The organism is Bacillus cereus group sp. BfR-BA-01382 (assembly GCF_022663475.1).
Taxonomy (GTDB): Bacteria; Bacillota; Bacilli; order Bacillales; family Bacillaceae_G; genus Bacillus_A; species Bacillus_A thuringiensis_S.
On sequence record NZ_JAKUFQ010000005.1, the window covers coordinates 42,593 to 54,335 of the forward strand.

An 11,743-nucleotide genomic window follows, 5' to 3' on the forward strand; every position below is an offset into this window, starting at 1 on the left:
ATTAATGAATGTTATTTCAAATTCTTTATAAATCTGCATAGTCACTTTATCTTTAATAATAGAACCATTTCTTTTAAATATTATTTTAAAAGTATTACTAAATTCTATATACATGGACATCAATACTTCTACAATGCATTACAGTGAATCGGAATATATTTCACCTTATTTATCATCCATTCTTCTATCTTTTATGAATTTTGAAGTTTTAATAATATTTCAATTCGTACTATATATAACTATTGGTTGTATTTTATTAGATTATTTATGATAAACTACTTTGATATCATCGACCGTTGATTTAGTCCAGTTCTTAGGATTATTTTTTTCTTTTTCTTCATCTATTAAACTATCAGACAAGGGTTTTAATGTTCCTTTAAATGTTATCTTTGACATTTCTACTTGTGAATCATATGTAACACTTATATTTCTTCCATTATAAGAAATAATTAAGTTACCTTTCCCATCGCCATTAAGCTTAATAAAAGATTTTGTAGTAAACCCGTTATTAAAGAAATCTTTCTCTGTGATTTCTTTTTCATACTGATCAAATATAACATCAGATGAACTTCCATTATAAGGTTTATATTCTAATCCATTTTTCAGTAAATTAATGGTACCCAAATTCTCAATCATAAGCGAAAATACTTCATTTTTATCTTTAATTAACTCAGAGGGTGCAAGATTCAGTGTAATATCAAATTTTGCTTTTTCGGGAATTGCTTCTGAGAATTCTTGTATAAAATCAGAGACAGTATACATTTGAAACTCCTTATTATACGTTCCAGAAACTGAAAAGAATCCTTCTGGATATCCAGGTTGTTCAAATTGTGCATTTACTAATGTTTGAGTTAATACTGGTGCAATATAATTCTTTTCGAGAATAGCTAGTGTATTAGCCTTCAATTCTGCTGAAAAATCATCATCATGGTAGATATCCATACCAATAGGATTCTTATTAGCTGATTGGGTAATTAATCCCACTGTTACCTTCTGTTCCTCATCTTTGTTATTTGTAACAGTAAATATCCATTTTCCTTGTTCTGCGTAGCGGACACGACTAAAATCTATATCATGTTTTGCTTCATCTTTTGACGATGGTGCAAAAGAAAATGTTGAAACTTTCATTTCTTTCCTTTTCTTTTTACCATTCATTATTTCAGATACTTCAGCTGAGAACATAACATCAATAACACCAGCATTTTTTTTAGTAAACTGTAAAACTGTAAAATGACAATTTAGCAAATGAGTCTTTTTCGTATCAAAATAATATGAGAATAACATTATATATCCCCTTTCTTTTCTCTTGATATTGTAAACTGTGAGCTATCCTTCCAGCTATCAAGGCGAACACCAATTGGAATTTCTGCATGACTGTTCTTTTTCAATTTTAAAATCATATTCTCTTTATCTAATGTAGTATCTTTATCAATACCAATAGCATGTGTCACAAATCCGCCAGATTCAATCTCAATAGCTGACAACTCCTCTAAATGAGCATTAATTTCAATTGTTAAATCATCCATATCAGAGTTTAAGTCTCTTAAGATTTTTATAGTTTGTTTTTCAATTTCCTGATCCTTATTTAGACGCGATGTAATTTGCTTTATTTTCATCTCCGGAATCCCGTTATACTCCATCTTACGTTGTAAATCACTTTGGTCGATTACATCTTCTTTTGTTTTCGAAAACTGTACTTGATAAGATTTAATTAGGCTATTAAGACGAATCTTCTTTTGGATCCCATCCTGTACATATCTTCTTAGATGATTATTCATCTGTGTTGGCATATTTTCCACTCCTTTATATAATTTTGATACCTAATCTTACTTCCTTAGCATATCGTTTTCTTTTACTTAATATTTTTGGATCTGTTGCTAGAAATAGTCCTTTTTCATTTAAAGATTGCCTTGCTCGACGGATAACTTCTGTTCCAGTAGCAAACTGAATACTATGTATATCTTCTATACGGTCAATGATTCTCCAGTATGTTGTACACAGCAAATTATCATTATTTCTTGTCTCTGGATAATTTTCCAATACGAATTTAACTTTATCCTTTGTATGCTTTAAAGCTTTAATATATGAACTTTCCATTCTCATATTCCCCTTTAACTTTGATAAACTAAAGAAGCATATCTTCTACGGGATTCAATAGAGGCCTCCATACAAAATGACATATTTGGTACGAATTCATAGAAGTGAGTACCTTTAAAAGAGCCTAATTTATTCTTACCGACTTTCATTTCAATGACCGGCATTTTTTCCTCAGTATCTTCATTTAGCCAATAAACCTGAGCACCTTCTTCTTTAATCCCTACTTCATTGTATAAAAGTGCTATAAAATTCGCTTCATATTCTAAACGGTTATTCTCTTTCAAGTCTTCTGTTAATGGCCTTCGATTACCACCTAATTTCCTTAAATGTGCTGTACAAAAAATGGCCAAATCGTATGTTACACACCATTGCTTAACAGTTCTAGCAACATATTCATACAAATTCTTATCTTGTAATTGTTTAGACTCCACCGTTAAATCATAGATACTATCAATCATGAGTACTAATTCTTTATCTGGAAAAGCCATTTTTAAATCCTGAATTCTTTTTTCAATAGCTTCTACACTCGTTCCTTCGGTAGAATCCCATAAAGAAAATCTACTAGCATTTCGATATAAATGTTTAACACCCTCATTTCGCTTTTCTATTACTTCAGGCTCATTCATGTATCGTGCTGGATTTTTAGCCTGTGAAATTGTAATTTGTTGCTTACAAGCAATGTATCTCGGTGTTAATTCATTTACACTATCATCTAAAGAATGATATGCGACATGCGCATTTTTATTTAAATTCGCAATATTTTGACCTACTTGTAACATCCAAGCAGATTTACCTACGTTAGGTTGTGCTGCAATTAAATAAAGACCTGCTTGAACGCCTCCTTCAATTGCTTCATCAAATAGTGGAAATCCTGATCTAAGTCCACCTCGAGCATCTCGGTTCCAAGAATAATCATCTACATCTCGAACTGTTTTTAACATTTTTTGTTCAATAAAGTTTATGGGACGGTTAAAAATCTTTTCCGGATTCCTCAAGCAAACTTTCAAAGGATTTTCAATATTAATTGTAAAGATTTCCTCATCTTGATTCAGTGTTGAATTATCAGTATCAACTTCTTGATAATTAATTATTGTCATTTAAGGTGCTCCTTTCACTCATTCCCTGCATAAAATTCATGAAAATAGTAAATGGTAAATACAAACTATTTTCATGAACTTTATGCAAGAAAGAAGAAAATTCTTCCTTGCCAAGTTTGGTAATTATGTGAAATCTTTTTGATAGTAAATAATCCCCATATTATTAGGGTAATTATCTAACGTTAAAGGAAAAATAGACTCTCTAAACCATTCCTGTTCATTACTATCCATTTCCTTTGGAGCAAGGACTTGATCCCAGTTTAATCCTTTCAAATTATCCACCATACCTTTAACAGGAAGCATAATGATTCTTTCAAATTTAGTGCTAATTTCTTTACTAAAATCTCGGGTAACAATTAATATATTTCTTTGCTTTTGCATTTTTTCCGCTCCCTATTTTGTCTTTTTTTATACATTCTATTTTCTATATGTAAACAAACAAATATTATGATAGCCAGCGTAATCATAAAAGTTATTTGCTGAATATATTTTGATTGATTATGAACGCATTTATTAATAATTACTGCAATCCCAAACCCGTAAATAAGGAAAGCAAACTCACCAAATGTTTTTCTCATTTTGAAATCTCCTTATTAAATAAAGGGCACTTTTCTTTATTACAGACACCACTTGCTTGCTTGAATGAATTACATCCATACTTATATTGAGCGTTGTAGACTGAGTTAACAATAATTTTAGTTTCATTTGCTTTTAATGGTGGTGAACAACGTTCTTTTCCCCATTGCTGCATTCTTAATATAGTTTCTTCTCTTGGAATTTGTTGTTGCATATAGAAACTTGCTAATGCGGTAGCGCTATTGTTTCTTTCATCTATAGTTTCTCTGAATAACTTTTCATTCATTGCTTTAATACATGGGGGTTCTGTTTTTATTCTCCTGATTTTCCCTGAAAATTCTGTTCGCTTATTTAATTTTTTGTTCCACTCTTCAATATGTTTTTTTATAACTAACCGTGCACGTTGTGAAACAAATGGTTGCTCCAGCTTAATTTCTCTTGGAGACTGGGCGAGTTGAATTAATTCTACATAACTTAGTTTATTAAATTCTTCATATGTAATAGGAATTTTATAAGCTCCACCTTTTATATTCCATGAGTTGATCATCCGAAACATACGTTTATCATCATATACTTTCGAGTCTAATGTATTATTTGGGCAATAATTTTTAATATCTTTAGCAATCAATTTGTAAATCTGGTTCAGAGCTACATGAGGATCTAATCCTAATGTAATAGCAGGAATTACCAGATGAATCCCTTTGTTTCCAGAAAAATAAAGCTGTACCTGTTTAATATTAACTTGCATAATAACCGTTACATATCTGAGTGCTATCTTTACATCTTCTTTTAGTTTTATATAATCTTTTTCACTTTTAATTATAGTATCAAAATCTAAGTAAAAATCTCCCCATTTTAAGCTGTCACCCGCATTAATAATCCATTTTCCTGTTTCATTCTGAAACCAAATTGGATTAATGTATTGCATTACAGTTTGATACACACCCTGATTATTATAATGCTCTCTGAATTGCCAAGTGTTCTCAGGAAACATAAAATGCTTTCGTGTAAACGGATATTTTTTTGTTTTTAAATCAGCACCACATTCAACCCATAATGTAACATTATTATGGTTTTGCGGTATCACTGTTTTTTGCATGACGTTTAATCTCCCTATTTATTCCTGTCACCTTATGAATATTTTCTTTCCTTTGAATAAAATCTCTTGCTTCTTCTAAATACTTTTCTAATTCAAAAGCATTTCTTAATGTTCTAAGTTGTTTTTCTTTCCGTTGTACTTTGGCAACATCAATCATAAATAATAATTCATCGACTGTATAGTTACCTAGCATATATTTAAATTTCCCCTCATCTTGCTTAATTATATGATTATTAGGAATGATATCCATTTTCTCATACCAATAATTTAATAAGTCTTGTAGAGTAAATCTATTTTTCATTTCTAGATAAAACCCCGATTCTACTCTCATCCAATTTCCCGAATTTGGATCTCTTTTTAAAATCGGTGGCGGTGGTACCTCTCTTAAAATATTGTGATAGTAAAATGAAGTGGGACTTAGCAAATTATTGGGTAGCTCTTTTGTTTTCATAATCTCCTCTACATGATAAAGAGTTGTAACAATTTGAGGGTATGTTTTTGAAAAATTATCTAATTCTTCTTTAATTTCTTGTAAAGTCCATCCTTTATTCAATAAAACTTGAATTGAGGAAATAGCACTATCAGTTCTTGCTTTTACTGAAAATCTAGCATGGGTGATGTAAAGTACAAAATAGTTTGCAAGTTCTTCAACCGTCTGCATTGATAACTCACTCCTATACTACTTTTTTGTCTAAATAATTATTAAAGTCCTTTAGATTGTGTGAAGCTATATAATCAAATGATGCATTTTCATCTTTAATAAACTCTCTCACATGTGATAATAATTGATTGTCAGTGGAAATATTTAATCTTATTTTATTTTGTTTTAATCTATCTAATTCTTGTGTAACTTCAAAACTATTCCAAGGATTATCGGGTATTATGCTAATCAGAGGATCATTTGACTTTTCTATATTACAAATATCCTCTTTAGTTTCTACTGTTTCCTGTGACTGTGCTTGAATTTGAGTTAATTTACTTTGTTGTGAAACTCTATTAAATGGAGTGGTAAAAAAGTTATATTCCATTTCTATAGCGTTGTTATACATTGCTTGTTGTTCTAAAATTGGTTTAACTGGGATACTGTCCTTGTTGCTGCTGATACTGTTGGTTCCAATGTTGCTTCTGTCCTTGTTGTAATCGTGCATTTTGGGTGTGCCCTACGTAATAATTAGAATCTTGTATTAGATTTTCATAATCATTTTCATCTGTCTCAATTTTTATCTTATCGTAAATAGATGAACCTATACCAAACATAGATGCACAATTATTTAAACAACACGAAGCAGCTGATTTATACGCACCATCTGAATTCCCTGTACTACCTATTATAACTTTAGAACCATATTGCGATCGTTGTCCTAATCCTGGAATAAATAAATATCCTTTAACACGATACACGTATCCATCAAAAAACCAAGTACCGGTATTTCTATCATATTGATACACTTCTTCTCTCCATTGTTCTACAAGTTCAAAATCCCAATATGTAATGCCATCTGTTGCATAATCTAATATTCGAGTTACAGTTCTTGATCCTATATACTTATGATTCACGTTTTCCAGCTTACTTTCTAGCCAGTCCTCTTTACATTCTTTAAGTTTTTCTCTAATATCTTTAATTTTTTCTAACTCAGGCATAAAATTTTCAATTACTACTGGCATATAAAAATCCCCTATCATAGTTTAAGCATTTCCCTCAAGTAATAAATATTGTAATGCATTTCAAATCCTTTGTTTTTATTGTATCATGCTGCAATAAACTAAACAATAAAAAAATGCAGTTACCTTCAGATCTCTCTAAATTACTGCATTTTTCTTTATAATACCTATTTAATTAAAGCAATTGCGGCAGTCCCTAAAGCACTTACTATGCCTAGAACAGTAAAGAATGCTTTCCATAGTTGGCCAATAAACTGTTCTTGAGAATCTATAAACTTATCTTGAGATTTCATTGCTACATCTTGTTTGGAATTTAATTCACCTACGTTCTCTTGCACAGTGAGTACACCACGTTGAATCAAATTAACCGATCCTTGTATATCATTTAAAGATTTTCTTATATTTAATACTTCTGTTTCTAGTTCTGTTACTCGTTTTTCTGTTTCAGCACTTTTTCGATCCATATGCTTCATAGTCTCTCGGAGCTCTTTAATTTCTTTTTCTAACTCATCTTGACGCTCAATCAGCCTTTTTATATCCATTTCTGTTAAAGATATAGTTCTATCACTCGGCATAGTATTTGCCTCCTTGTATACTATGATTCTTTTGTATAATGTAATCTCACAGCATGAAGGCAGGGGTTAACTCCATTATAAGGATCAGGGTGCAGATGTGTTTTAATCCAAACCCTTTCTGCTATTTGGTTTTTCCAATCAGCATTTAAAAGAGGTCGAAGTGTATAATCATTCTCTTCTACGTAGACTTCATATTCATAGATAGCTCCGTTTAATTGTGTCTCCATATTTTTAGGGTAGCTAAATGCGCCTCTATTTAGAAAAACATGCTCTACGGATTCTATGTTATATACCCCTTCCATATTAAATGGTGTTAACAACATTCCTCCGCTGGTTTCAAATGTTGTTAAAAATAAACCTATTTCTTGTGCACCTAATGTAAAAATAGTTTTTCCATCTACATTGATTGAATAGTTCTGTACAAATGTGATTCTAATTTTTTGCACAGGTACACTCGGGAAAAACCATTTCTTTCTTGGGGCATGATTTTCAGATGCTATACTAGTAATTTCATTTTGGTGAAAGCCTTGAATTGTTCGCCACCCATCATTGTAATGCATTTCAATATCCTTTATTTGAATCCCTCGTTCTGGGTGAGGGTGTATTGCAATTGTATTAACATGAAGGTTATTAACTAAATGCAATGGCAGTTCAATTTCTAATACAACGTCCTCACCATTTTGAGGAACATCTGTTGGAGAGTCATATGTTACGGTTCTTCTCCAAAAAGATAAATTGTCACCATTAAATGCATTTAAAATGTTATTATCTATTACTTTTCCTTTTTTACTGGTTCTTCCCACTTGAACTTTTAACTCAGAAGGAATAATCCGTTTTCCATTGATATCCACAATATGAGTTTTTGATATTTGATGAATTTTTGGTATAGTTGCAAATCTATATTGTAAATCAATTTCAGATCTTGGAATTGTAATTTGATTATTTTGGAATTCTTTTGGATAATTTATCTTCATATCTTGCACAAAAGCTGTCTTATGAAAATTTTTATTTATAATTGATGGTCCACCAAGAGTATCTACTTGCTTTTCAATAAGAGCCATGCGGTCCTCTAAGATTTTCACATAATTATGTAATGTTAGATTTTCCATCATAACTGTTTGATGTGCTTCCTTAAGTGTAATATTTAATTCGTTTGTTTGCTTATACAACTCCAATAACTCTGCATATTTTAAGTCTTCATTTTCATTATACTCTTGGGAAGAGGTTGGTCCACGAAACTTCGCTCCACCACTTTTACTCGTAGGCATTCTCATAACTTTGATATCTCCTTTCAGCTTCAGCAACTCGCTCATCTAATTGTTGCAAATGCTGTTTCAGTTCATAAATACCTAGCATGCCATTGACAGAAGAATCTCTGTTTAATTGTATCATATTGTCCCCCAAAGTTCTTATGTGTCCGTTATGTATATTGTTCTGCATATTTTGTATTTCGCTTATATTTTCCACATTTTCTCCTATTTTCATAGAAATACTAATATTTTTCTTACCTTCAAACCAAGATTGTATACCAAGGTCTGCTTTTTTCTTTAAATCAGTAATAGAACGATGCAACTGTCTAATATCATATATTTGCTCTTGATGGTCATGTAATGCTTTTTCTGACTCTCTATGCCCTCTATATCTAGCGTTCCTTTTCATGATGTTAGGATATTTGTATAGAGGTGACATAGGGATTGCAGGATTCATTAAATCCACTATATCTTTTGGTGGCTCATCTATTGTTGCCGGCTTATCCATCAAAGGCGGCACAATTGGCTCTTTAGGATCTTTAAATTTATCTTTGTCTTTTATAGTTTGTATAAATAGCTTAGATGTTTTCATACACTTATGTACGGAGTAGGAAATATCGTATGCTGTTTCACTCTCTATATTACTCGTAACAACTAAGGATTTGTTTGTTTCCTCTATTACAGTTAATTTCTTATCATATATCCAGTTTCCTTTTTCTGAATAGGGATGCATTGCGGAGAAAATTGCTTTCTCGCCTGGCCTAATCGTATAAGTATTTGGTGTTAACTGTATATCGCAAATAGTTTCCACTCGACCCATTTGTATTTCTACGAAGTCTTTTGTGTATCCAATATAGGGGCTGCCTGTCCAATGTTCACTTTCACTTAATTTATCGAATGGCAATCCATAAAACCAGTTTCCAATTAGCATATTTAGATTTTGAGAGCTTTTGCTTTTACTCTTAACAGAAACCACCCATGACTCAGAGCCATCTATAAATGTATAGAGTGCTCCAAGCAAGCGGCCATATCTGCCTGAACCAAAATAGGACATATTCGTAATCCGAATAAGATTACCATCCTCTTTAGATACATCAACTTCTAATGCTTCTCCTGTAGATAAGGATATTATTTTTTTGTTACCTAGCTGATCCCAATTAATAATGATTTGTTCTGCTGGTAAATCTCTTAGCATTTCTCCTTCTTCACTTTGCTGAGCGTTAGCAAAGAATAATGTAAGATGTTTGGCAGTTTGGTCCATTTAATCACCTCATTTAGCACGCAATTGAATGCTATATATTTTTGGAGTTACATAAGGTACATTTGCATCCCTGCGTAAATTTGCACGTAAAATCATTTCATTGTGCTTTTCAATATTTTTATTCGTTTCATAAATTAATTGGAAGATACAATTCTTCGGTAAATAATTTAAAACAACTTGTCTTTCATGAATAGCAAAATAACTACGATTATTAGGAGATATATTATGAAATAAAGTATGAGACTCTACAAACTGCATAGATTCAAGATCACCACGGACTCTTTTTTCTTTTGCGAAATTAAATTTGCCTATGATTGTTTCAAGTGGCAACTCTTCTCTTCTTGTATCTACTCTATCTTGCATATCTCCCCAATGATATAAAATTTGAATTTCATTCCATCCCTTTTCAAATTTCATTGTTACTTCATCATTTACAGGTGCTAATCGTTGACGATTTACATATACAGAATAGGAGCCTAATCGTTTTCTTGAGCCGGTCCCTAGCATAGACATTACAGATAAACTTAATGGCTCATTTCTTGATTCATCTGCAAATACACAAATACTATATCTGTAGAAGTTATCATCAAACCCTCCACCGTCTCTTCTGAGGGATAAGATATTTCCTTTTGGTATGTAATCTACACGAATTATTTCAGGACGGTTTTGATACTGCTGATCCCAAATACTATTAAGAGGAATTTGACCATTGAACGGGATATAAGTCCTCTCTCTTTTCCATTGATTAATCCCCCTAAATAACTTAGGGTTTTCCAGCTCATCAAACGTTTCTTGTGTTGAGCCTGTTTGCGTATTAAGAATTTGTTCTGAAATTATGCCATCGCCATTATCTTTCATAAGTCGGAACACTTGCATACCATTAATGACCTCTCTTGTTGGCTCACATTTGCTCGTTTCAATTTGCTTAGTCTCTTTTGTATTAAGAGTTACTACCTTGGCGAATTTAGGTTGTGTATCATCTGAAGATGATACTGGATGCCAAATTAGTTCCTCCAAACTCTTCGCAGGATCATGCAAAGCAATCTCATACTTTAGCTCTGTATTAAAAGGAACATCCTCTTTTGTCATAATAGATACTTGCTGAATTGTATCTTTGAATGGAATTGGATTTGTATATAAAACACCTTCACTTAGGTAGTCCTTCTTATACATACCAATTGTCTTTGCTCCAAAATAGTAATTATAAAAGTCACCAGACCTTTCATCATAGTCACTTTTTTCGAATACAAATTTTACACCTTGTGCATTAATTTTTTGGAAGCTCCATATTTTAATACCAGTAATTTTATCTGTTTGTGCTTGCTGATAAATAGGAGAGAACGCTGCTCCATCATTTGTGTATTCTAGCTTGATATTAATTGGCTTTCCGTGATGTGGAATGTATTCAATATAATTCAGCTCTTCTACTTCATCAAACATGACAGTCAATTCAGCTCGCATGACATTACTTGCACTTAACTCTTTTGTTTTAACAACATGCCACCAAGCTGTATTAATATTATCGTCAAATGCATGTGTAATGCTTTCCAATGCTTCATTCTTCTGGGATGGCTGTAGTGTTTGGAAATACGCTTTGTTTGGATCAATAATAATTCTTTTCCCTTTTCCGATATTCTCAGACAAGGTTACCTCTTTATTCTGAATATCTACAAATATAGTACTATTTGCCTTATTCACATCACTAGCATTCTCAAAGGTAACCACATAGCTCTCAAAGTACTTATAATCACTGTTATTAGATACTAATAGCAATTCATCTATAGACTTAGAGATATTAGCCAGTTCATGACTTAGTTTGTTTCTCTCTGTTTCTATTAAGTTAAAATCAGTCATAATTTGTGTCGTTTGATTAATAGTAGCATCATAGGCATCTGTTATATCTTGGTGTATCTGTGACACATGATTATTATATTTATCAGCATCTGACTTTTCTTTTCGAAATACCTTTACTGGATTAAACGATGGTGTTCCAGGTCTATGCTCTCGCAACCATTGTGCAAACTGATGTGTAATAGTCTCAAAAGTAGGATATCTGCCACGAAACAGATATCCTTTTATAATTTCTTCTACTTTTCTTGTGATTTGTATCTTTTTTATACTCATGT

Annotated in this window: 14 protein-coding genes; all 14 read right to left on the reverse strand. The window is 31.9% G+C overall.

Annotated features, from left to right (window positions below; translation table 11 throughout):
- Nucleotides 1-261 precede the first annotated feature (261 nt).
- The 14 genes from MR160_RS03690 to MR160_RS03755 all read right to left on the reverse strand — a co-directional run bounded on the left by MR160_RS03690 (nt 262) and on the right by MR160_RS03755 (nt 11,741).
- Nucleotides 262-1,284: a hypothetical protein gene (locus MR160_RS03690; protein ID WP_000899460.1), complete on the reverse strand. Its 1,023-nt coding sequence runs from the start codon at nt 1,282-1,284 to the stop codon at nt 262-264.
- Complete coding sequence (locus MR160_RS03695; protein WP_001143146.1) at nt 1,284-1,790, reverse strand: hypothetical protein; 507 nt, start codon at nt 1,788-1,790, stop codon at nt 1,284-1,286. Before MR160_RS03695 ends, MR160_RS03690 begins: the two co-directional genes overlap by 1 nt.
- Nucleotides 1,791-1,803: 13 nt before the next feature.
- Entirely contained in the window at nt 1,804-2,097 is a 294-nt protein-coding gene (locus tag MR160_RS03700) for a hypothetical protein (protein ID WP_000446121.1), read from the reverse strand.
- A 14-nt stretch (nt 2,098-2,111) separates the two neighbouring features.
- Complete coding sequence (locus MR160_RS03705; RefSeq protein ID WP_000152597.1) at nt 2,112-3,194, reverse strand: DnaB-like helicase C-terminal domain-containing protein; 1,083 nt, start codon at nt 3,192-3,194, stop codon at nt 2,112-2,114.
- A gap of 123 nt (nt 3,195-3,317) precedes the next feature.
- The gene (locus tag MR160_RS03710) at nt 3,318-3,575 is read right to left on the reverse strand and encodes a hypothetical protein (RefSeq protein ID WP_001171823.1); all 258 of its coding nucleotides are present in this window, start codon (nt 3,573-3,575) and stop codon (nt 3,318-3,320) included.
- Entirely contained in the window at nt 3,551-3,772 is a 222-nt protein-coding gene (locus MR160_RS03715) for a hypothetical protein (RefSeq protein WP_098900384.1), read from the reverse strand. The genes MR160_RS03710 and MR160_RS03715 overlap by 25 nt, the downstream gene beginning before the upstream one ends.
- A complete protein-coding gene (locus MR160_RS03720; RefSeq protein WP_098566585.1) occupies nt 3,769-4,869 on the reverse strand; it encodes a primase C-terminal domain-containing protein in 1,101 nt (366 codons plus the stop codon). Before MR160_RS03720 ends, MR160_RS03715 begins: the two co-directional genes overlap by 4 nt.
- On the reverse strand, nt 4,838-5,530 hold the full coding sequence (locus MR160_RS03725; protein ID WP_098251099.1) for a hypothetical protein: 693 nt from the start codon (nt 5,528-5,530) through the stop codon (nt 4,838-4,840). The genes MR160_RS03720 and MR160_RS03725 overlap by 32 nt, the downstream gene beginning before the upstream one ends.
- A gap of 13 nt (nt 5,531-5,543) precedes the next feature.
- Entirely contained in the window at nt 5,544-6,017 is a 474-nt protein-coding gene (locus MR160_RS03730) for a hypothetical protein (RefSeq protein ID WP_242297081.1), read from the reverse strand.
- Nucleotides 5,941-6,534, reverse strand: coding sequence for a hypothetical protein (locus tag MR160_RS03735; RefSeq protein WP_098900383.1), 594 nt, complete (start codon nt 6,532-6,534; stop codon nt 5,941-5,943). The genes MR160_RS03730 and MR160_RS03735 overlap by 77 nt, the downstream gene beginning before the upstream one ends.
- 164 nt (nt 6,535-6,698) lie before the next feature.
- Complete coding sequence (locus MR160_RS03740; protein WP_001138728.1) at nt 6,699-7,106, reverse strand: hypothetical protein; 408 nt, start codon at nt 7,104-7,106, stop codon at nt 6,699-6,701.
- Nucleotides 7,107-7,126: 20 nt separating this feature from the next.
- A complete protein-coding gene (locus tag MR160_RS03745) occupies nt 7,127-8,380 on the reverse strand; it encodes a hypothetical protein (RefSeq protein WP_001242767.1) in 1,254 nt (417 codons plus the stop codon).
- Nucleotides 8,361-9,617 (reverse strand): hypothetical protein, encoded by a 1,257-nt coding sequence (locus tag MR160_RS03750; protein ID WP_000372860.1) that lies wholly within the window; start codon nt 9,615-9,617, stop codon nt 8,361-8,363. The genes MR160_RS03745 and MR160_RS03750 overlap by 20 nt, the downstream gene beginning before the upstream one ends.
- A gap of 9 nt (nt 9,618-9,626) precedes the next feature.
- Nucleotides 9,627-11,741, reverse strand: coding sequence for a hypothetical protein (locus MR160_RS03755; RefSeq protein WP_000023357.1), 2,115 nt, complete (start codon nt 11,739-11,741; stop codon nt 9,627-9,629).
- Between the last annotated feature and the right edge of the window lie 2 nt (nt 11,742-11,743).